Annotated in this window: 24 protein-coding genes; all 24 read left to right on the forward strand. The window is 46.9% G+C overall.

Annotated features, from left to right (window positions below):
• The first annotated feature begins 35 nt into the window (after nucleotides 1-35).
• The 24 genes from fapR to dprA all read left to right on the forward strand — a co-directional run bounded on the left by fapR (nucleotide 36) and on the right by dprA (nucleotide 21,757).
• A complete protein-coding gene (gene fapR / locus G9F48_RS03590) occupies nucleotides 36-602 on the forward strand; it encodes a transcription factor FapR (RefSeq protein ID WP_003154320.1) in 567 nt (188 codons plus the stop codon).
• A gap of 13 nt (nucleotides 603-615) precedes the next feature.
• Nucleotides 616-1,614, forward strand: a complete 999-nt coding sequence (gene plsX, locus G9F48_RS03595; RefSeq protein WP_003154319.1) for a phosphate acyltransferase PlsX — start codon at nucleotides 616-618, stop codon at nucleotides 1,612-1,614.
• An 18-nt stretch (nucleotides 1,615-1,632) separates the two neighbouring features.
• Nucleotides 1,633-2,586 (forward strand): ACP S-malonyltransferase, encoded by a 954-nt coding sequence (fabD, locus tag G9F48_RS03600; RefSeq protein ID WP_165409038.1) that lies wholly within the window; start codon nucleotides 1,633-1,635, stop codon nucleotides 2,584-2,586.
• Nucleotides 2,579-3,319: a 3-oxoacyl-[acyl-carrier-protein] reductase gene (gene fabG, locus G9F48_RS03605; protein WP_146283533.1), complete on the forward strand. Its 741-nt coding sequence runs from the start codon at nucleotides 2,579-2,581 to the stop codon at nucleotides 3,317-3,319. The genes fabD and fabG overlap by 8 nt, the downstream gene beginning before the upstream one ends.
• Before the next feature lie 84 nt (nucleotides 3,320-3,403).
• Complete coding sequence (gene acpP / locus G9F48_RS03610; protein WP_003154310.1) at nucleotides 3,404-3,637, forward strand: acyl carrier protein; 234 nt, start codon at nucleotides 3,404-3,406, stop codon at nucleotides 3,635-3,637.
• 138 nt (nucleotides 3,638-3,775) lie between these two features.
• On the forward strand, nucleotides 3,776-4,525 hold the full coding sequence (gene rncS / locus G9F48_RS03615; protein WP_003154303.1) for a ribonuclease III: 750 nt from the start codon (nucleotides 3,776-3,778) through the stop codon (nucleotides 4,523-4,525).
• Nucleotides 4,526-4,626: 101 nt separating this feature from the next.
• Nucleotides 4,627-8,187: a chromosome segregation protein SMC gene (gene smc / locus G9F48_RS03620; protein WP_165409039.1), complete on the forward strand. Its 3,561-nt coding sequence runs from the start codon at nucleotides 4,627-4,629 to the stop codon at nucleotides 8,185-8,187.
• Between the two features lie 19 nt (nucleotides 8,188-8,206).
• A complete protein-coding gene (gene ftsY, locus G9F48_RS03625) occupies nucleotides 8,207-9,196 on the forward strand; it encodes a signal recognition particle-docking protein FtsY (protein WP_003154301.1) in 990 nt (329 codons plus the stop codon).
• 83 nt (nucleotides 9,197-9,279) lie between these two features.
• Entirely contained in the window at nucleotides 9,280-10,050 is a 771-nt protein-coding gene (locus G9F48_RS03630) for a phosphotransferase family protein (protein WP_128574587.1), read from the forward strand.
• A gap of 119 nt (nucleotides 10,051-10,169) precedes the next feature.
• Nucleotides 10,170-10,502, forward strand: coding sequence for a putative DNA-binding protein (locus tag G9F48_RS03635; RefSeq protein ID WP_003154299.1), 333 nt, complete (start codon nucleotides 10,170-10,172; stop codon nucleotides 10,500-10,502).
• A 13-nt stretch (nucleotides 10,503-10,515) separates the two neighbouring features.
• On the forward strand, nucleotides 10,516-11,856 hold the full coding sequence (gene ffh / locus G9F48_RS03640) for a signal recognition particle protein (RefSeq protein WP_003154298.1): 1,341 nt from the start codon (nucleotides 10,516-10,518) through the stop codon (nucleotides 11,854-11,856).
• 105 nt (nucleotides 11,857-11,961) lie between these two features.
• Complete coding sequence (rpsP, locus tag G9F48_RS03645; protein ID WP_003154296.1) at nucleotides 11,962-12,234, forward strand: 30S ribosomal protein S16; 273 nt, start codon at nucleotides 11,962-11,964, stop codon at nucleotides 12,232-12,234.
• Nucleotides 12,234-12,479, forward strand: coding sequence for a KH domain-containing protein (locus tag G9F48_RS03650; RefSeq protein WP_007611392.1), 246 nt, complete (start codon nucleotides 12,234-12,236; stop codon nucleotides 12,477-12,479). The genes rpsP and G9F48_RS03650 overlap by 1 nt, the downstream gene beginning before the upstream one ends.
• A 90-nt stretch (nucleotides 12,480-12,569) precedes the next feature.
• Nucleotides 12,570-12,956: a YlqD family protein gene (locus G9F48_RS03655; RefSeq protein WP_003154291.1), complete on the forward strand. Its 387-nt coding sequence runs from the start codon at nucleotides 12,570-12,572 to the stop codon at nucleotides 12,954-12,956.
• 4 nt (nucleotides 12,957-12,960) lie between these two features.
• Nucleotides 12,961-13,485 (forward strand): ribosome maturation factor RimM, encoded by a 525-nt coding sequence (gene rimM / locus G9F48_RS03660; RefSeq protein WP_003154290.1) that lies wholly within the window; start codon nucleotides 12,961-12,963, stop codon nucleotides 13,483-13,485.
• The gene (gene trmD, locus G9F48_RS03665) at nucleotides 13,482-14,213 is read left to right on the forward strand and encodes a tRNA (guanosine(37)-N1)-methyltransferase TrmD (RefSeq protein WP_003154289.1); all 732 of its coding nucleotides are present in this window, start codon (nucleotides 13,482-13,484) and stop codon (nucleotides 14,211-14,213) included. The genes rimM and trmD overlap by 4 nt, the downstream gene beginning before the upstream one ends.
• A 140-nt stretch (nucleotides 14,214-14,353) precedes the next feature.
• Nucleotides 14,354-14,701 (forward strand): 50S ribosomal protein L19, encoded by a 348-nt coding sequence (rplS, locus tag G9F48_RS03670; protein ID WP_003154288.1) that lies wholly within the window; start codon nucleotides 14,354-14,356, stop codon nucleotides 14,699-14,701.
• A gap of 142 nt (nucleotides 14,702-14,843) precedes the next feature.
• Nucleotides 14,844-15,692 carry a ribosome biogenesis GTPase YlqF gene (ylqF, locus tag G9F48_RS03675; RefSeq protein WP_007409766.1) on the forward strand — a complete coding sequence of 283 codons (849 nt, stop codon included), beginning with the start codon at nucleotides 14,844-14,846 and terminating at the stop codon, nucleotides 15,690-15,692.
• 72 nt (nucleotides 15,693-15,764) lie between these two features.
• The gene (locus tag G9F48_RS03680) at nucleotides 15,765-16,532 is read left to right on the forward strand and encodes a ribonuclease HII (protein ID WP_007611398.1); all 768 of its coding nucleotides are present in this window, start codon (nucleotides 15,765-15,767) and stop codon (nucleotides 16,530-16,532) included.
• Nucleotides 16,533-16,548: 16 nt separating this feature from the next.
• Nucleotides 16,549-18,252 (forward strand): glycosyl transferase, encoded by a 1,704-nt coding sequence (locus G9F48_RS03685; protein ID WP_165409040.1) that lies wholly within the window; start codon nucleotides 16,549-16,551, stop codon nucleotides 18,250-18,252.
• Nucleotides 18,249-18,530 (forward strand): FlhB-like flagellar biosynthesis protein, encoded by a 282-nt coding sequence (locus G9F48_RS03690; protein WP_007409769.1) that lies wholly within the window; start codon nucleotides 18,249-18,251, stop codon nucleotides 18,528-18,530. The genes G9F48_RS03685 and G9F48_RS03690 overlap by 4 nt, the downstream gene beginning before the upstream one ends.
• 174 nt (nucleotides 18,531-18,704) lie before the next feature.
• The gene (gene sucC, locus G9F48_RS03695) at nucleotides 18,705-19,862 is read left to right on the forward strand and encodes an ADP-forming succinate--CoA ligase subunit beta (RefSeq protein WP_003154283.1); all 1,158 of its coding nucleotides are present in this window, start codon (nucleotides 18,705-18,707) and stop codon (nucleotides 19,860-19,862) included.
• A gap of 28 nt (nucleotides 19,863-19,890) precedes the next feature.
• The gene (gene sucD / locus G9F48_RS03700) at nucleotides 19,891-20,793 is read left to right on the forward strand and encodes a succinate--CoA ligase subunit alpha (RefSeq protein ID WP_003154281.1); all 903 of its coding nucleotides are present in this window, start codon (nucleotides 19,891-19,893) and stop codon (nucleotides 20,791-20,793) included.
• 64 nt (nucleotides 20,794-20,857) lie between these two features.
• Entirely contained in the window at nucleotides 20,858-21,757 is a 900-nt protein-coding gene (dprA, locus tag G9F48_RS03705; protein ID WP_165409041.1) for a DNA-processing protein DprA, read from the forward strand.
• The last annotated feature ends 142 nt before the right edge of the window (nucleotides 21,758-21,899 follow it).

The following is a 21,899-nucleotide window of genomic DNA, read 5'->3' on the forward strand; positions in this document are numbered from 1 at the left end:
GTACCTAGTCTTAATTGTCCGGATGGTGTTTACAGATGAGAAGAAGCAAGAAAGAACGCCAAAAATTATTGCAGCAGACGATCAAATCGACACCCTTCATCACAGATGAAGAATTAGCGGGGAAATTCGGCGTCAGCATTCAGACGATCCGTTTAGACCGCTTAGAGCTCTCAATACCGGAGCTGAGGGAAAGAATTAAAAACGTGGCAGAACAAACGCTTGATGATGAAGTGAAATCATTGTCTTTAGACGAAGTGATCGGTGAAATCATTGATCTGGAGCTTGACGGCCAGGCCATTTCCATATTAGAAGTAAGACGCGAACATGTCTTCAGCCGCAATCAAATTGCGCGGGGGCATCATTTGTTTGCGCAGGCGAACTCACTCGCCGTTGCCGTCATTGATGATGAGCTGGCGCTGACCGCAAGCGCAAATATCCGCTTTACAAGACAGGTGAAAGAAGGCGAGCGCGTCGTTGCGAAAGCCAAAGTGACGGCAGTCGAAAAAGAAAAAGGCAGAACGGTAGTTGAAGTCAACAGCTATGTGGGAGAAGAAGTCGTGTTCTCCGGCAGCTTTGACATGTACCGTTCAAAACAATCATAAAGGTGGAGCATGCATGAGAATAGCTGTAGATGCAATGGGAGGCGACAACGCACCCAAAGCTGTTATTGACGGAGTAATGAAGAGTATTGAGGCATTTGACGATCTTCATATTACGCTGGTCGGTGACAAGACAACAATAGAATCACACTTGCCAACAACATCAGACCGCATCACTGTGTTGCACGCCGATGAAGTGATTGAACCGACGGATGAACCGGTCCGCGCCGTACGCAGAAAGAAAAACTCTTCTATGGTGCTGATGGCGCAGGAAGTGGCTGAAAACAGAGCGGACGCCTGCATCTCAGCGGGGAATACGGGCGCACTCATGACAGCGGGACTGTTTATCGTCGGCAGAATTAAAGGAATCGACCGGCCTGCGCTTGCGCCGACGCTTCCGACCGTTTCAGGCGACGGTTTCCTTCTTTTGGACGTGGGCGCCAATGTCGATGCCAAACCGGAGCATCTCGTCCAGTACGGAATTATGGGATCTGTATATGCCCGGCAGGTTCTCGGAATCAGCTCGCCCCGCGTCGGCTTGTTAAATGTCGGCACGGAAGAAAAGAAAGGAAACGACCTGACAAAAAAGACGTTTGAATTATTAAAAGAAACAAACGTGAATTTTGTCGGAAACGTTGAGGCGAGAGACTTGCTCGAAGGCGCTGCTGACGTCATCGTCACAGACGGCTTTACGGGCAACGTCACGTTGAAAACATTGGAAGGTTCAGCGTTATCGATTTTCAAAATGCTGAAAGATACACTGACTTCAAGTTTTGTTTCTAAGCTCGCAGCGGGAGTGCTGAAGCCGAAGCTGATGGAAATGAAACTGAAAATGGACTATTCTGAGTACGGCGGGGCGAGTCTTTTCGGTTTGAAAGCGCCCGTCATTAAAGCGCACGGCTCTTCTGACGCACGCGCTGTTTACCATGCGCTGCGCCAGGCGAGAGAAATGGTCAGCCAAAACGTGGCCGCATTTATAGAAGAAGAAGTAAAAGAAGAAAAAACAGATGAGTAGTCTGGAGGTTACCGCATCATGAGTAAGATTGCATTTTTATTTCCCGGACAGGGATCACAATATATCGGTATGGGAAAAGACCTGTACGAACGCGAAGAAGCGTCAAAACGTATTTTTGATGAAGCGGATGAAACGCTTGAAACAAAGCTGAGCTCGCTCATTTTTGAAGGTGACGCTGAAGAATTGACCCTTACATACAATGCGCAGCCCGCGCTGTTGACAACGAGCATCGCCGTATTGGAAAAGTTTAAAGAATCAGGCATCACCCCTGATTTCACCGCCGGCCACAGCCTCGGAGAATATTCTGCGCTTGTTGCGGCGGGAGCGATGACATTTAAAGATGCCGTTTACACGGTAAGAAAACGGGGAGAATTCATGAATGAAGCCGTGCCGGCCGGAGAAGGCGCCATGGCAGCTATTCTCGGAATGGATGCGGAGTCCTTGAAAAAGGTGACGGATCAAGTGACGGAAAACGGTCATCTCGTACAGCTTGCAAACCTGAACTGCCCCGGCCAGATCGTCATTTCCGGAACGGCAAAAGGCGTGGAGCTGGCTTCAGAGGAAGCGAAAAACAACGGAGCAAAACGGGCGATCCCATTAGAAGTAAGCGGACCGTTCCATTCTGAATTAATGAAGCCGGCAGCGCAAAAACTCGAGGAGGTGCTCTGCGCCTGTGAGTTGAAAAATGCGGCTGTTCCCGTGATTTCAAACGTTTCGGCTGACGTTATGACAGAAAAAGACGATATCAAGAAAAAACTGATCGAACAGCTGTATTCGCCTGTTCGCTTTGAAGAAACCATTAACAAACTGATTGACGAAGGCGTCACGACGTTTGTTGAAATCGGGCCCGGAAAAGTGCTTTCAGGCCTTGTGAAAAAAGTGAACCGCCGCCTTAAAACAATCGCGGTTTCTGACCATGAAACCATCGAACTGGCGATTCAAACGCTGAAGGAGGAGAATCAGGATGCTTAATGAAAAAACAGCAGTGGTAACGGGGGCGTCCCGCGGAATCGGGCGGGCGATCGCGCTTGATCTTGCGAAAAACGGCTGTAACGTAGTAGTCAACTACTCCGGGAATGAAGCGAAAGCGAACGAAGTCGTAGATGAGATCAAATCTTTGGGCAAAAACGCGATCGCGGTAAAAGCCGATGTATCAAATTCCGAAGAAGTACAAAACATGATGAAAGAGGCTGTCGCTGCATTTTCTTCAATCGACATTCTCGTGAACAATGCGGGGATCACAAAAGACAATCTTCTGATGAGAATGAAAGAAAATGAATGGGATGATGTCATTAACATTAACTTAAAAGGTGTATTCAACTGCACGAAAGCCGTTACAAGACAGATGATGAAACAGCGCTCCGGCCGGATTATCAACGTATCATCAATCGTCGGCGTCAGCGGAAACCCCGGCCAGGCAAACTATGTGGCGGCAAAAGCCGGAGTAATCGGCTTAACGAAGTCATCAGCCAAAGAGCTTGCGAGCCGAAATATTACGGTCAATGCCATTGCTCCGGGCTTTATTTCCACGGATATGACGGACAAGCTTTCTAAAGAAGTCCAAGATGAAATGCTGAAGCAGATTCCGCTCGCGCGTTTCGGTGATCCTTCCGATATCAGCAGCGTTGTTACGTTCCTTGCTTCTGAAGGATCGCGTTATATGACGGGCCAAACCCTTCATATTGACGGCGGAATGGTGATGTAAAGATTTGTTTTTAAAATTTCATCCTAGTTTCTCTAGTTTTTTAAAAACGAATCCTCTATAATACTTGAGGGGAGGTGAATTGCTATGGCAGATACATTAGAGCGTGTAACGAAAATCATCGTAGACCGCCTTGGCGTTGATGAAGCTGACGTCAAACTTGAAGCTTCTTTCAAGGAAGACTTAGGTGCTGATTCCCTAGATGTAGTTGAGCTTGTTATGGAACTTGAAGACGAGTTTGATATGGAGATTTCTGACGAAGATGCTGAAAAGATCGCAACAGTCGGCGACGCTGTGAACTACATACAAAACCAGCAATAAGCTGATGCTAAAAGTCCCGCCTGACAGCGGGGCTTTAGCCCTTTAATCGTTCGGTTACCGGCGTCTGACGCTGTACGCGCTGCTGATTCCGTTTACGGCGGGGAGCGCGGTGAACCTGATGTGCCTATGGAGGTTACTATGTCAAAACACTCACATTTTAAAGATAAAAAAAAGTTCTATAAAAAAATAGAGCAATTTAAAGAGTTCCAAGAACGGATTTCGGTTCATTTTCAAAACGAGAAACTTTTGTATCAAGCATTTACACATTCATCTTATGTGAATGAGCATCGGAAAAAGCCGTATGAAGACAACGAAAGGCTTGAATTTTTAGGTGACGCTGTTTTGGAACTGACGATCTCCCAATTCTTATTTGCCAAATATCCGGCCATGAGTGAAGGAGATTTGACGAAGTTGAGAGCCGCTATCGTATGCGAGCCGTCACTCGTCTCACTTGCCCACGAATTGTCATTCGGCGATCTTGTTCTCTTGGGAAAAGGAGAAGAAATGACGGGCGGCAGAAAGCGTCCTGCGCTTTTAGCGGATGTGTTTGAAGCGTTTATCGGCGCACTGTATCTGGATCAGGGCCTTGAGCCGGTTCAGCAATTCCTGAAAGAGTACGTGTTCCCTAAAATAAACGATGGTGCTTTTTCTCATGTGATGGATTTCAAAAGCCAGCTTCAAGAATTTGTACAGCGGGACGGAAAAGGATCGCTTGAGTACAAAATTCTCAATGAAAAAGGGCCTGCCCACAACCGGGAATTCGAGGCGCTGGTCTCTCTTAAAGGTGAGGCGCTCGGTATCGGGAACGGACGTTCCAAAAAAGAAGCCGAGCAGCATGCGGCACAGGAAGCTCTTGCAAAATTGCAAAAACATCATACGAAACAATAAAATCCCCCTGTATCCCTAGGGGGATTTCAGTATGTCTGCGCCTGATATAAGCGGGTGATTATGATAATATTGAGATACTTATACGATAAGGAGGATCTGGGATGTTCCTCAAACGTTTAGACGTTATAGGATTTAAATCATTTGCAGAACGGATATCCGTTGACTTTGTAAAAGGCGTCACGGCCGTTGTCGGTCCGAACGGCAGCGGAAAGAGCAACATTACCGAAGCCATCCGCTGGGTGCTCGGCGAACAATCAGCCCGCTCGCTTCGGGGCGGAAAAATGGAAGATATCATTTTTGCGGGAAGTGATTCGCGCAAGCGGCTGAACCTTGCCGAAGTCACGTTAACGCTTGATAATGAAGATCAATTTCTCCCGATCGATTATCATGAAGTCAGCGTGACGAGACGGGTGTACCGTTCCGGAGAAAGTGAATTTCTCATCAACAATCAGCAGTGCCGCCTGAAAGACATCATTGACTTATTTATGGACTCCGGGCTTGGGAAAGAAGCATTCTCTATTATCAGCCAGGGAAAAGTCGAAGAGATTCTCAGCAGCAAAGCGGAAGACCGCCGCAGTATTTTCGAAGAAGCGGCCGGCGTGCTGAAATATAAAACACGAAAGAAAAAAGCGGAAAACAAACTGTTTGAGACGCAGGATAACTTAAACAGGGTGGAAGATATTCTCCACGAGCTTGAAGATCAGGTCGAACCGCTGAAAATCCAGGCATCAATCGCCAAAGACTACTTAGAAAAAAAGAAAGAGCTTGAGCATGTCGAAATCGCCCTTACCGCCTTTGACATCGAACAACTGCATGGCAGATGGTCGGGTTTAAAAGACAAGGTGCAGGCTGCTAAAGAAGAAGAATTGGCGGAATCATCTGCTCTGTCCGCAAAAGAAGCGATGATAGAAGAGACGAGAGATAAAATCCACGCGCTTGATGAATCCGTCAACGAACTGCAGCAGGTTCTGCTCGTGACAAGTGAAGAGCTGGAAAAGCTGGAAGGCCGGAAAGAAGTGCTGAAAGAGCGTAAAAAAAACGCCGCGCAAAACCGGGAACAGCTAGAGGAATCCGTTACACATTACACGAACAAAGAAGCCGAACTGAAAGCAGACATTGAAAAGCAGTCTGCCGTCTATGATAAACTTCGTGCGGAAGTGAAGCGGTTAAACGCCCAGGTGAAAGAAAAGCAGCAGGCTCTCAGTCTGCATAATGAAAATGTAGAAGAGAAAATCGAACAATTAAAAAGCGATTACTTTGAATTGTTAAACAGCCAGGCGTCGATTCGCAACGAGCTGCAGCTTTTAGATGACCAGATGTCCCAATCTGCGGTCCAGCAGGCGAGACTGACCGCAAACAATGAAAAATATCTTGAAGAACGTAACGATATTGCAGTCCGCAAAGCGGCGTGCGAAGAGGAATTGGCCGCCGTTGAAGAGGATATTCACAATCAGGTCGTCCGCTTTCGCGAAGTCCAGACAGCATATGAACAGAAAAAACGCCAGTATGAAAAGAAAGAATCAGCGCTGTATCAGGCATATCAATTCGTCCAGCAGGCCAGATCCAAAAAAGATATGCTTGAAACGATGCAAGGCGATTTTTCAGGATTTTACCAAGGCGTAAAAGAAGTGCTGAAGCAGAAAGAGCAGCTCGGCGGCATCCGCGGCGCCGTTCTCGAACTGATTGCCACCGAACAAAAATATGAAACGGCGATTGAGATTGCACTCGGCGCAGCGGCGCAGCACGTTGTCACAGACGATGAGCAGGCGGCGCGGAAAGCGATTCAATATTTAAAACAGAATTCCTTCGGCCGCGCGACGTTCCTGCCGCTTACGGTTATGAAACCGCGCCAGCTCCAAACCCGTGATGAACAGACGGCATCAAAGCATCCGTCTTTCCTCGGCACAGCGAGCGGGCTTGTCACATATGATGCGGCGTATCGGAATGTCATTCAAAACCTTCTCGGCACCGTGCTGATCACTGAAGATTTAAAAGGCGCGAATGAACTGGCCAAGCTTCTCGGGCACCGCTACCGCATCGTGACGCTTGAGGGCGATGTCGTCAATCCAGGCGGATCAATGACAGGCGGCGCGGTCAAAAAGAAAAACAATTCTCTGCTCGGCAGAAGCCGCGAGCTTGAGACGGTGACTGCGCGGCTTGCCGAAATGGAAGAAAAAACAGCTCTGCTCGAAAAAGAGGTCAAAGCGCTGAAGCAGGCCATTCAAGAGCTTGAACATACGCTGAGCGGTCTCCGTGAAGACGGTGAGGCTTTCAGAACAAAGCAGCAGGATGTAAAAGGCAGGCTGTATGAACTCGAAGTTGCTGAAAAGAACATCAATACCCATCTGGAGCTTTACGACCAGGAGAAAGCATCACTGACGGAAAGCAGCCGGGAAAAAGAGACGCGCAAATCAGCTCTGGAAGAACAGCTGAGTGAGGCATCCGGCCAGCTGAAAGAGCTTGAGGAAGAGATGGAAAGGCTGACAAAACAAAAGCAGACCCTATCCTCAACAAAAGAAACGCTCTCTCATGAACTGACGGAATGTAAAGTGGCCGCTGCGAAAAAAGAACAGGCGTGCTCGAGTGAGGAAGACAACCTCAAAAGGCTGAAAAAAGAGCTTGAAGAAACGCAGCTCGCTCTGAAAGAAACACGGGAAGATTTAAGCCTCCTGACCTCAGAGATGACGTCCAGCACAAGCGGTGAGGAGCAGCTTGAAGAAGCAGCCCATCATAAGCTTCACGATAAAACGAGAACGATCGAATTGATCGCCAGCCGGCGCGATCAGCGTGTGAAGCTCCAGCGGGCGCTTGATACGAACGAGCTTGAATTGAAAGAGATGAAGCGTCTGTACAAGCAAAAAACGGACATTCTGAAAGATGAAGAGGTAAAACTCGGCCGGATGGAAGTTGAGCTTGATAATCTCTTGCAGTATTTACGCGAGGAGTACAGCTTATCCTTTGAAGGGGCAAAAGAACAATATCAGCTTGAACTCGAGCCTGAAGAGGCGAGAAAACGGGTCAAACTGATCAAGCTTTCAATTGAAGAGCTCGGAACGGTCAATCTCGGCAGCATCGATGAGTTTGAAAGAGTAAACGAACGGTATCAGTTTTTAACAGAGCAGAAAAATGACCTGACGGAAGCGAAAAACACACTGTTTCAAGTCATTGAAGAAATGGATTCTGAAATGACGAAGCGATTCCATGAAACGTTTATCCAGATCCGTTCTCAATTCAACGATGTGTTCCGTTCTTTATTCGGAGGAGGACGGGCTGAACTGAAGCTGACTGATCCGAATGATCTTCTTAATTCCGGGGTGGACATTATCGCGCAGCCTCCGGGCAAAAAACTGCAAAACTTAAATCTTTTGTCAGGGGGAGAACGGGCGCTGACTGCCATTGCCCTTTTATTCTCTATTCTGAAAGTAAGGCCCGTGCCGTTCTGCGTCCTTGATGAAGTGGAAGCTGCGCTTGATGAAGCCAATGTATTCAGGTTTGCGCAATATTTAAAAAAATACAGCGGCGAAAGCCAGTTTATCGTCATCACCCACAGAAAAGGCACCATGGAAGAAGCGGATGTCCTCTACGGTGTTACGATGCAGGAATCCGGCGTTTCCCGAATGGTTTCGGTCAAACTGGAAGAAACAAAAGAATTCGTTCAGTAACGAGGAAAGAGGTTGAAAGATGAGCTTTTTTAAAAAATTAAAAGAGAAAATCACGAAACAGACAGACTCCGTCTCTGAAAAATTTAAAGATGGTCTTGAAAAAACAAGAAATTCCTTCTCAAATAAAGTGAACGAACTCGTCTCCCGCTACCGGAAAGTCGACGAGGATTTCTTCGAGGAGCTTGAGGAAGTGCTGATTGGCGCTGACGTAGGTTTTACAACCGTCATGGAGCTGATTGATGAGCTCAAAAAAGAAGTGAAGCTGAAAAACATCCAGGATCCTCAGGAAGTGCAGTCCGTCATTTCTGAAAAGCTTGTCGACATTTATAACAGCGGCGACGAACAGATTTCTGAATTAAATATTCAGGACGGGCGCCTGAACGTTATTCTGCTTGTCGGGGTAAACGGTGTCGGAAAAACGACAACGATCGGAAAACTTGCCCATAAGCTGAAGAATGAAGGCAAATCCGTTGTGCTCGCTGCCGGAGACACCTTCAGAGCCGGGGCGATTGAACAGCTTGAAGTGTGGGGAGAGCGTACAGGCGTGCCTGTCATTAAGCAGGCTGCCGGAAGCGACCCTGCGGCGGTTATTTATGATGCCGTACACGCGGCTAAAGCAAGAGGAGCGGATGTGCTGATTTGTGACACGGCCGGCCGCCTTCAGAATAAAGTTAACTTAATGAAAGAGCTTGAAAAGGTCAAACGCGTCATCGAACGCGAAGTGCCTGAGGCCCCGCATGAGGTTCTCCTTGCGCTTGACGCGACGACAGGCCAGAATGCGATGGCGCAGGCGAAAGAATTCTCCAAAGCGACGAATGTGACGGGTATCGCATTAACGAAGCTTGACGGCACCGCAAAAGGCGGTATCGTCCTGGCGATCCGCAATGAGCTTCACATCCCCGTGAAACTGGTCGGCCTCGGAGAAAAGGTTGACGATCTCCAGCGGTTTGATGCAGAATCTTACGTATACGGTCTCTTTTCGGATTTAGTTGAAAAAGCCGAGGATTAATGAATAAAAAACGAGTATAAAATGGACGGTTTTATACTCGTTTTTTTATACGCATTGATAGATCGGAATGGAGGGGGCAGTTGTTGGACAAATGGCTGAAAGCTGAATTGGAAAGTAAGATCGGCGCGATAAACCATATGTCGCTGCTGGATGAACAGGGAGGCACTTCAACCGTTCGGAAAATAGTGACCGGCCAAGACGCATTTCTGCTGAAAAGTTCTTTTCAACAGAAGTATCGGGAATGGTTAATGAGAGAAGCCTTCGTTTTACAACAACTGACGGAAACTCGTCGTCTGCCTGTTCCTATTTATTATGGGATGATACAGGAACAGCATGCCAGCCATATCATCATGTCATTTGAGGATGGAATCACCCTGACTTCGGCTTTAAGAAAAGCAAAAGGGGATACTGAAAAGAAAAAGCTGATCAAAAGTTTCGGCCAGTTTCTGCAACGGCTGCATGAAACCGAAATGGTCTCTGGTTTACAGCCGGAAACAGACTGGCTCGATCTGCAAATCAAACGAGCCGCGGAATATGTCAAAAAAGGACAAGCTGAAGGAAGTGCAGAGCTTTTGAAGGATTTGGACAGGTACAGGCCTGTTCCTGTTCAGCAGACAATGATTCACGGTGACTGCACGACTGATAATGTGCTGGTGAAAGACGGAGAGGTCTATCTGTTTATCGATGCTGCGGGAATATCGGCGGGAGATCCGCGTTATGATGAATCATTAGCGATCAGTCGTTTTGTCACAAATGAAGCATGCCTCAATGCTTTTTACGAAGGCTATTGCCGCTATCGTGTATCAAAACAAGAATTCGAGTATTTTAACGACGGTCTGTATGAATTTTTTTGAAAACTTATTATGTAAAAAGAGCATCATGCTTTGACAAGATAAAAACTTGACACACGCTCTGAAACCATGTAAACTAAGTTTTTGTAAAGGGATTTGACTTAACAAAGGGGAGAGCTCAAATGTCGCTCGAAAAAACGACGAGAATGAACTATTTGTTTGACTTCTATCAGTCGTTGCTGACGTCAAAACAAAAGAGCTATATGTCGCTTTATTATCTGGACGATTTCTCCCTTGGTGAAATAGCCGAAGAGTATGACGTTTCAAGGCAAGCCGTTTACGATAACATCAAACGGACTGAAGCGATGCTTGAACAATATGAAGAAAAACTGCTCCTTTTTAAAAAGTTTCAGGAGCGTAAAGAAATGTTTACAAAGCTGAAAGAGCTTGCTTCCGGCTTGCAGGAAGAGGAAAAAATGACGGCTCTGATTGAAGCGCTTGAGAAATTAGATTAGGAGGCGGCAAACAATGGCATTTGAAGGATTAGCCGACCGACTGCAAAAGACGATTTCAAAAATCCGCGGAAAAGGAAAAGTCAGCGAACAAGACGTAAAAGAGATGATGCGTGAAGTCCGTCTTGCGCTTCTTGAGGCTGACGTTAACTTTAAAGTCGTAAAGGATTTTGTGAAAAAAGTAAGTGAACGGGCTGTCGGACAGGACGTCATGCAGAGTCTGACACCCGGTCAGCAGGTTATTAAAGTCGTAAAAGAAGAGCTTACCGAGCTGATGGGCGGCGAAGAAAGCAAAATTGCCGCCGCCAAACGCCCGCCGACCGTTATTATGATGGTCGGGCTCCAAGGTGCCGGTAAAACGACAACCACGGGGAAGCTTGCCAACCTGCTGCGCAAAAAACATAACCGCAAACCGCTGCTCGTGGCTGCGGATATTTACCGCCCCGCCGCGATTAAACAGCTGGAAACACTGGGGAAACAGCTTGATATGCCGGTCTTTTCGCTTGGCGATCAGGTCAGCCCGGTGGAAATTGCCAGACAGGCGATTGAAAAAGCGAAGGAAGAGCATCATGATTATGTGATTTTAGATACCGCCGGACGGCTGCACATCGATCATGAACTGATGGATGAGCTCTCCGGTGTAAAGGAAGTCGCAAATCCTGAGGAAATTTTCCTTGTCGTCGACTCAATGACCGGTCAGGATGCGGTAAACGTCGCCAAAAGCTTTAACGACCAGCTCGGTTTAACGGGCGTCATTTTAACAAAGCTTGACGGGGATACCCGCGGAGGTGCGGCGCTTTCTATCCGCGCGGTCACCGAAACGCCGATTAAATTCGCCGGAATGGGAGAAAAGCTCGATGCTCTTGAAGCGTTCCATCCTGAACGGATGGCATCCCGGATTCTCGGAATGGGTGACGTGCTGACGCTGATTGAAAAAGCTCAGGCGACCGTTGATGAAGACAAAGCCAAAGAGCTTGAGCAGAAAATGAGAACGATGAGCTTCACATTGGATGATTTTCTGGAGCAGCTCGGCCAGGTCCGAAACATGGGGCCTCTTGACGAACTGCTGCAAATGATGCCCGGCGCAGGCAAAATGAAAGGCTTAAAAAACATCCAAGTCGATGAAAAACAGCTGAATCATGTGGAAGCGATCATTAAATCAATGACTGTTCTTGAAAAAGAACAGCCGGATATTATTAACGCCAGCCGGCGGAAGCGGATTGCCAAAGGAAGCGGAACATCCGTTCAGGAAGTCAACCGTCTTTTAAAGCAGTTTGAGGAAATGAAAAAAATGATGAAGCAGATGACCAACATGTCAAAAGGGAAGAAAAAAGGCTTTAAATTACCTTTTATGTAATCGGTTATACATGATAAAACCGTTGTTAAGAAAAAACACTTTACAAACACTTTTATCATTGTTAATATACTATCTTGTTGAAATATTTTCGGAGGTGCTAGTAAAATGGCAGTAAAAATTCGTTTAAAACGTATGGGAGCAAAAAAATCTCCTTTCTATCGTATTGTTGTAGCAGATTCTCGTTCACCGCGTGACGGCCGTTTCATCGAAACAGTCGGCACATACAACCCGGTTGCAAAGCCGGCTGAAGTGAAAATCAACGAAGAGCTTGCTCTTAAATGGCTTCAAACAGGAGCTAAACCTTCTGATACAGTCCGCAACTTGTTCTCAAGCCAAGGAATTATGGAAAAATTCCACAACGCTAAACAAGGCAAGTAATGACTGATCAGAACTTGGAAGATTTGATTGTCAGCATTGTGGCTCCGCTTGTCGACCATCCGGAAGACATAACGGTCACAAAGGAAGAGACTGATCAAAAGATTGCGCTGCGCTTATCTGTCAATAAGTCAGATACCGGTAAGATTATCGGAAAGCAAGGCCGGACTGCAAGAGCGATTCGAACCGTCGTTTTTGCAGCTGGCGCACAGTCTTCTAAGAAAGTTCAATTTGAAATATTTGACTGAAAAAGGGAGAGGGCCGGCACCTCCCCTTTTTTTACACGTAAAAAAGGCAAATGAACAGAAATATGTTGGAAGAGTGGGGAGTCTGGTCCTATGCAGATTATTCACAGGGTAACCGTTATGCAGGTTCTGACCGAGCAAAGCAAGGAAAAGCTTTTGGCCTCTTTTGCAGAAAAAAAGCAAACGCTTGAACGAGAATGCAGCCAGCTCTATTTTCAGCTTAGAAAACATGAAAAAGATCAGCAGAATCCCGATGTAGCGGAATCTTTTAAAAAAGCCATTGAAAAAAGACAAGACAAAATCAAAATGATCGATTTCCAAATAAGCCAGACAGAGTCGCTCCCGCTTGGAAGCGAAGTGAAGGAAAAGGAGATCGATGCGCTGCTTTCAATCAATGTCGGTGATAACTGGCATGAAAAAACAGCGGCAAATACCATCGTCATAAAAGACGGGGTAGTAATTGAAATCCGCCCGAGGTGATAATATGACAAACAGATGGTTTAATGTAGGCAAAATTGTAAATACCCACGGCATTAAAGGCGAAGTGCGGGTCATTTCTAAAACGGACTTTGCCGAAGAACGGTACAAGCCCGGCAATACGCTCTATTTGTTTGCGGAAGGGGCTGCGGAGCCAATCAAAGTAACGGTCAGCGCCCACAGGCTCCACAAACAGTTTCACCTGCTGCAATTCAAAGAAATGCCGAGTCTCAATGAAGTCGAACACTTAAGAAACATGGTGATCAAAGTCCCTGAAGAAGACTTGGGAGAGCTTGAAGAAGATGAATTTTATTTTCATGAAATCATCGGCTGCGAGGTTGTGTCAGAAGACGGGGAACTGATCGGCACAGTGAAGGAAATCTTGACGCCCGGGGCTAATGACGTATGGGTGGTTGCAAGAAAAGGCAAAAAAGATGCGCTCATTCCGTATATTGCTTCTGTGGTAAAGGATATTAATATAAATGAGAAGAAAATTAAGATTCATGTAATGGAAGGGTTAATAGACGAATGAAAATCGACTTTTTAACACTGTTTCCCGAAATGTTTCAAGGGGTGCTCGGCTCATCCATTCTGCAAAAAGCACAGGAAAAAGAGGCTGTCCGTTTTGACGTCATCAATTTCCGGGCTTTTTCGGATAATAAACACCAAACGGTTGATGATTACCCGTACGGCGGGGGAGCCGGGATGGTGTTAAAGCCGCAGCCCGTATTTGATGCGGTTGAAAAGCTGACAGCCGGTACGGACGCCAAGCCGCGCATTATTCTCGTCTGCCCGCAAGGTGAGCGTTATACGCAGAAGAAAGCCGAGGAGCTGGCGGAAGAGGAACATCTCATGTTTATTTGCGGACATTATGAAGGGTATGATGAACGGATCCGGGAACATCTTGTCACTGATGAAATCTCCATCGGGGATTTTGTGCTGACCGGGGGAGAGCTCCCTGCCATGATGATTGCCGACAGCGTTGTCAGGCTTTTGCCTGGCGTCCTCGGAAAAGAAGCATCCCACGTGGAGGATTCCTTCAGCACGGGGCTTTTAGAGCATCCGCACTATACGAGGCCAGCAGATTATAAAGGCTTAAAAGTGCCTGAGACCCTTCTGTCCGGCAACCATGCCAAAATACAAGAATGGCGCAATAAAGAATCAATCAGAAGAACCTTTTTAAGACGTCCGGATCTTCTTGAAAACTATCCTCTCACTGATGAGCAAAGAAAATGGATTTCCGAGTGGGAAAACGAATAGATTCTATTGCGCAGGTGATGAAGATATGATAAGATACTACTTGTGGCTTAAGGAGGCTTATCCTTCAGAAGCTTGAAAACGATGTTCCGCTGTGCCTTGCAGTTGTGGCCAAGAGCATCTGTTGGAAGGAGTTGAAAACGATGCAAAAACTAATTCAAGATATCACAAAAGAACAGCTTCGCACTGATCTTCCTGCGTTCCGTCCTGGTGACACTTTACGTGTACACGTAAAAGTTGTTGAGGGTAACCGTGAGCGTATCCAGATCTTCGAAGGTGTTGTGATCAAGCGTCGTGGTGGTGGAATCAGCGAAACGTTCACAGTTCGTAAGATTTCTTACGGTGTTGGCGTTGAACGTACATTCCCTGTACACACACCAAAAATCGCGAAAATCGAAGTTGTACGTTACGGTAAAGTACGTCGCGCTAAGCTTTACTACCTGCGTGAACTTCGCGGAAAAGCGGCTCGTATTAAAGAAATCAGACGATAATGATAACGAACGAAAAGAGCTTGTTACCCGTAACAGGCTCTTTTTTTATATGACATTTGTAAAAGCGGAACAAGCAACGTAAAATACATAAGAGATCATCGGAACATCCGGTTCCGGTAAATAAGGCAGGTGTCGAAGTCACATGACCATTCAATGGTTCCCGGGCCATATGGCTAAAGCGAGACGGGAAGTAACAGAAAAACTGAAATTAATTGATATCGTATACGAATTGGTGGATGCGAGAATCCCGATGTCATCGAGAAATCCGATGATTGAGGAGATTTTAAAAAATAAGCCGCGCATTATGCTTTTAAATAAAGCCGATAAGGCGGATGCGGCTGTGACTGCCCAGTGGAAGGACCACTTTCAGGAACAGGGCATTCCCTCTCTTTCAATAAACTCCGTTAACGGGCAGGGACTGCATCAAATCGTGCCGTCCTCGAAAGAGCTGCTGAAGGATAAGTTCGATAAAATGAAAGCAAAAGGTGTTAGGCCGAGAGCAATCCGCGCATTAATCATCGGCATTCCGAATGTCGGCAAGTCTACGCTCATTAACCGGCTGGCCAAAAAAAACATTGCCAAGACGGGAGACAGGCCCGGCATTACCACTTCACAGCAGTGGGTAAAGGTAGGCAAGGAATTAGAGCTGCTCGATACACCGGGAATTTTATGGCCTAAGTTTGAAGATGAGCTTGTCGGCTTGCGCCTGGCGATCACCGGGGCGATTAAAGATACGATTATCAACCTGCAGGATGTGGCTGTTTTCGGGCTGCGCTTTCTGGAAGAGCATTATCCCGATCGCTTGAAGGAGCGCTACGGACTTCAGGAAATCCCTGAGGATATCGCCGCTCTTTTCGACGCGATCGGTGAAAAACGCGGCTGTTTGATGGGCGGCGGAATGGTTGACTATGATAAAACAACGGAAGTCATCATTCGGGACATCCGTACGGAAAAATTCGGCAGGCTTTCATTTGAAACACCATCAGAATAAAGACGCGCAGCGATGCGGGTCTTTATTTTTTCCGCAGAATTCCGATATACATAATGTAAGGGAGAAGAGAACGTGAATACATTAACCGTAAAAAGCGTAAAAGAACGCCTGCAAGAGGTCAGGGACGAAAGCGACCCCTTCCTTGCCCAATGTGAGAAAGACCCGAGAAAAAGCGTACAGACGCTTTTAGAGCAATGGCTGAAAAAGCATGCGAAGGAAAAAGCTCTTAAAGAGCAATGGCTGAACATGACGGCATACGAAAGACTGTCATCCAAAAAGGGCTTCCGCCTGATTGCGGGTGTTGACGAAGCCGGAAGAGGGCCGCTTGCCGGACCGGTTGTAGCCGGCGCCGTCATTTTGCCGGCAGAATGCGAGATTCTCGGTCTCACGGACTCGAAGAAATTGTCGGAAAAGAAGCTCGAGGAGTATTACAGCCGGATCACGGAAGAAGCGGCGGCTGTAGGAGTCGGCATTGTCCATGCGGACGTCATTGACCGGATCAACATTTATGAGGCCGCGAGACTGGCGATGGTAAAAGCCGTCAATGCTTTAACGGAAACACCTGATTATCTGCTTGTTGATGCCATGACCCTTCCGCTTGACATTCCGCAGTCATCAGTTATAAAAGGGGATGCCAAAAGCGTGTCAATTGCCGCCGGAGCCTGCATAGCAAAAGTAACGCGGGACCGTCTCATGGCTGAGTACGCCAAAACCTACCCCATGTACGGCTTTGAAAAAAATAAAGGCTACGGAACGAAAGAACATCTTGAAGCTCTTCAGGCATACGGACCGACAACTATTCACCGAAAAACGTTCGCTCCCGTTCAATCTTATTGTTAGAAAAGAGGCTTAAGACATGAACATTAGCGGCGAAATCCAAGCGGCTTTCAGACAGCTGACGGCGGAAATCCCTCCGGACCGGCAGGACGGCGGTAAAGACAGCGGTACTCAAAGGCTGCTGTTAGGGAAGGTTCTCCGTTTGCTGGACGATCAAAGCGCTCTTATCCAGATCGGCGGCCGGACGATGCAGGGAAAGCTTGAAACCGCCCTCCGGCCGCAGGCGTATTACTGGTTTTCTTATGACAAACAGCCGGCGGAAAAAACGGGCCGGCTTCATGTCATCGACCAATTCGAAGGAAGCCCGAAAACCGTTCAGGAAGCGGCGGGTAGACTGTTAAACGCTCTTTCCGTCAAACCGGGCCCTGTGTCTCTGCAGATTGCCGAAACGTTTATGCAGCAGAAGCTGCCGATGACGGAAAACAGCCTCAAAGCCTGCATCCGCTGGGCTGAATCGCTTCCGGCCGCCGAATTGAAAAAAGCGGCGGAAACAATCGTATTTGCGCTGAAACGGGAACTGCCCGCACATCCGGAAGTCTTGTCAGCCATTCATGCCGTTAAATATCCGGTTCCGACCCGTCGCCTCCTCTCAGGACTGCTTCAGGCAATCAATCAGGCTCCGCAATCGGCAAAAGAGCTGTCTGTGCTCAAAGAGGCGGTTTCTGACGTGTTAAACGCGGAAACGGATCTTCATGCAGAACGTCTCTTGAAGAAGCTTGCCGAGGCTGCACGCATGCCGATCCCAGAAACCGGGCTGATGGATGAAGAAGAACGGACGGAATCAAAACAATCACCATTTGTCCGAGAGACTCGTGAAAACGGAAAGGCAGTCTCAAGCCAACCTTCTCCTCCGAGTGCGCGGACAGATCCGGAACTTCCTGAAAAAACGGCAAAACAGATTATAGAGAAATTAATGACATCGGCAGAAAAAACTGAAAACCGCCCCGTAAAAGTAACGGCGGAGATCATTAAGGCTTTCATTTCTCAAGAAAAAACATTTAAAACAGCACCTGTTCTTCAAAAAGCACATCTGACAGAACAGGAGGCGGCTGTTTTCGAAAAAGCCGTTCAGCTCACCGAATTGAAATATGCGGAAAAACATGATGTATTAAGCCTTTTGCAGAAAATCAAAAAAGGATTGGGCACGCGTGATGAATTATCATTCATTACAGCGCTTGAAAAAGGCGTATCTCCGCAGCCGGAGAAACAAGCGCTGAAAACGGCCCTCCAAGCCGTCCGGACGCTTCAAGAAGCGCCCCAATCCGTTAAACAAGAGGCGGAACCGCTTATTCATAAATTAAACGGCCAGCTGTTTATTGAGCAGCATAACCCTTCTTTTACGCAGATGGTGCTGTCATTTCCGCTGGGAGCGTCCGCGTATGAGAATGACATCACAGTTCTCTTTAAAGGACGGAAGAAGCCGGACGGAAAACTCGATCCGTCACATTGCAGGCTCCTGTTTTTGCTGCATCTTGAAACACTGCAAGAAACCGTTGTGGACTGCATGATTCAGCAAAATGTAATGACCATTACGGTTGAGACTGATTTTGAGCTTCAGGCGGCCATCGACCCTCTCGTACCGGCTTTAAAGGAAGCCGTAAAAGAAACGGGCTTCAGCCTGTCAGGCGTCACGTCTAAAAAACGGCGCCCGAAAGACCAGAGCGCTCTTGTGGAAGAGTTTATAGAAAAAGACGGCGGAAGAAAAGTGGATGTGAAAATATGAAAGAGCAAACGCCGTTAAGAAGAGCTGTCGCCCTGCATTACGACCGGCAGAAAGACCAAGCCCCGAAGGTTGTCGCAACAGGCAGGGGGCATGTGGCGGAAAATATTATAAAAGAAGCTGAGAAGGCTGGGGTTCCCATTCAGGAAGACAGAACCCTTGTCGAATTAATGCGCCATTTGACGGTTGACGATCAGATACCGGAGGCGCTCTATGAAACCGTTGCCGAAATTTTTTCATTTGTTTACAGACTGGACGAAACCCTGAAAAACGAAAAATAAGGACCATTCATTTCCCGGACTCCGTTTAAATTTATATTTTCAATAAAATAAAAGTTAGAATGTTTGGAAGGATATAAAGATTTTGTTTTGAACCCTAGACAATTCTTCCAGTATTATATAGAATGAAAGCGCAGTCTATTTTTAGTTTTGCTACATAAGTTAGGAGGATGGGAAATGAATATCCATGAGTACCAGGGAAAAGAAGTCCTCAGAAAATACGGGGTGTCTGTTCCTGAAGGTAAAGTGGCTTTTACAGCAGAGGAAGCAGTTGAAAAAGCAGAGAGCCTGTCAAGCTCGGTTTATGTCGTAAAGGCGCAAATCCATGCTGGCGGCCGCGGCAAAGCTGGTGGGGTAAAGATTGCAAAAACAAAAGATGAAGTGAAAGAGTATGCCGAAGAACTGTTAGGCAAGACGCTCGTCACACATCAAACGGGTCCGGACGGACAAGTAATAAAACGCTTACTTATTGAAGAAGGCTGCGATATTAAAAAGGAATACTATGTCGGGCTTGTACTTGACCGCGCTACTTCAAGAATCGTTTTAATGGCGTCTGAAGAAGGCGGAACGGAGATTGAAGAAGTAGCGGAAAAAACACCTGAAAAAATTAAAAAAGCGGTAATTGATCCGGCTGTCGGCCTTCAGGGCTATCAGGCAAGGGAAATTGCATTCGCAATTAACATCCCGAAAGAGCTTGTCGGCAAAGCCGCTAAATTTATGCTCGGTTTATATAAAGCATTTGTTGAGAAGGACTGCTCCATCGCCGAGATCAACCCTCTCGTCGTTACGGGGGACGGAAACGTCATGGCGCTGGATGCTAAGCTGAACTTCGACAGCAATGCGTTATACAGACAAAAAGACATTATGGAATACAGAGATTTAGATGAAGAAGATCCGAAAGAAATCGAAGCGTCAAAATACGATTTAAGCTACATTTCCCTTGATGGAAATATCGGCTGTATGGTAAACGGCGCGGGTCTTGCAATGTCTACAATGGATATCATTAAACACTACGGCGGAGAACCTGCAAACTTCCTTGATGTCGGGGGCGGCGCAACCGCAGAAAAAGTGACGGAAGCTTTTAAAATCATTCTTTCCGATCAAAACGTAAAAGGAATTTTCGTTAATATTTTCGGAGGCATCATGAAGTGTGATGTCATCGCCGAGGGCGTTGTTGAAGCGACGAGACAAGTCGGATTGACATTGCCGCTGGTCGTGCGCCTTGAAGGGACAAACGTAGATTTAGGAAAGAAAATCCTGAATGAATCAGGCTTAAACATCACATCTGCGGAATCAATGGCAGACGGCGCACAGAAAATCGTATCCTTAGTTTAGGAAAGAATGAAAGGCAGGGGACCAGATAATGAGTGTTTTTATCAATAAAGATACAAGAGTTATTGTACAGGGGATTACAGGTTCTACCGCTTTATTTCATACAAAGCAGATGCTGGAATACGGCACGAATATCGTTGGCGGTGTAACACCTGGAAAAGGCGGAACGGAAGCGGAAGGCGTACCGGTATTCAATACGGTCGCAGAAGCGGTTCACACAACGGGCGCTGATGCGTCAGTCATTTACGTGCCGGCTCCGTTTGCGGCGGACGCAATTATGGAAGCGGTTGACGCGGAAATTGATCTTGTCATTTGTATCACTGAGCACATTCCGGTTTTGGACATGGTGAAAGTGAAGCGCTTTATGGAAGGCAAGAAAACGAGATTAATAGGGCCGAACTGCCCGGGTGTTATTACACCTGAAGAATGCAAGATCGGCATTATGCCGGGATACATTCATAAAAAGGGTCATGTAGGCGTTGTATCCCGTTCAGGAACATTGACATACGAGGCCGTCCATCAGCTTTCAGAAGCCGGCGTAGGCCAGTCTACCGCTGTAGGGATCGGCGGCGATCCGGTCAACGGCACGAACTTTATTGACGTGTTAAAAGCGTTCAATGAAGATCCTGAAACACATGCCGTCATCATGATCGGAGAAATCGGCGGCACAGCTGAAGAAGAAGCGGCTGAGTGGGTGAAAGCAAACATGACGAAGCCTGTTGTCGGCTTTATCGGCGGTAAAACCGCGCCTCCGGGAAAACGCATGGGCCATGCGGGCGCCATCATCTCCGGAGGAAAAGGCACGGCAGAAGAAAAAGTCAAAACGATGAACGCCTGCGGAATTGAAGTCGCGGAAACCCCTTCTGTAATGGGTGAAACGCTGATTAAGGTGTTAAAAGAAAAAGGCTTATTTGAAACGTGCAAAACGCACTGATCGAAGCAGGGGCAGCCGTAACGGCTGTTCCTGTTTTTGCTGAAAAAAGAGGAGGTTGCCCGATTTGGATCAAGCATCGCGCTGTTTAATGGTCTGCAGTATTAATCAAATCATTTCCCCGTCTCTTCTATTAAAATGGTGGAAAGCTGATCACTCTCTGTCTTTTTTACCGGATCCGCATCCATTAACTGCTTTATCAGAAGGGAAAACAGTGCCCGAAGCAATTTTTCGGGAAATAGAGCGCAAGGATCCGGAACTTGATGAAGTTCTGTCCGATTACCGCCGCGAAGGCATTACTGTCATTCCGATTTCATCAAGCCGCTACCCAACATGGCTTAAATCGATTTATGATCCGCCGGCTGTCTTGTATGCAAAAGGGAACACGCCGCTTCTTGAAAAAGGCAGAAAAATCGGGATTGTAGGAACGCGGAAACCGACGGAAGACGGAATAAAAGCGGCTGGGCATCTTTCCGCCGAACTCTCAAAAAAAGGCTGGGTCATTGTAAGCGGGCTTGCATCCGGTATAGACGGATTGTCTCATAAGGCGAGCATCAGGGCAAAAGGGCTTACGATCGGCGTGATAGCCGGCGGATTCCATCACATCTATCCCCGGGAAAATCTCCTGTTAGCAGAATACATGGCTGAACACCATCTCCTACTCTCAGAACATCCTCCTGAAACAAAGCCGAAAAAATGGCATTTTCCGATGAGAAACCGCATAATCAGCGGACTAAGTGAAGGAATTGTGGTCGTGCAGGGAAAAGAAAAAAGCGGTTCATTAATCACAGCTTACCAGGCCCTCGATCAAGGCAGAGAGGTATTTGCCGTTCCGGGTTCCATATTTAATCCATATTCCGGAGGACCTATAAAACTCATTCAAGAAGGGGCGAAAGCTGTATTATGCGCAGAGGATATTGACGGAGAGCTGACCGCCCGATGCGTTCAGTATACGGAACCCTTTTGAAATATCGTTTGACAAACGGTATTGTAATATTTAATAATAGTGAGGATTTAAAGTTGCATATTATTTTCATGTATAAAATGACGTTCATCATAAAGAATGAAATGTTGAAAGCCATAAAAAGGCAGCTCTAAAATGAATTGAT

This window comes from Bacillus sp. EKM420B (assembly GCF_011065565.1).
Classification (GTDB): Bacteria; Bacillota; Bacilli; order Bacillales; family Bacillaceae; genus Bacillus; species Bacillus velezensis.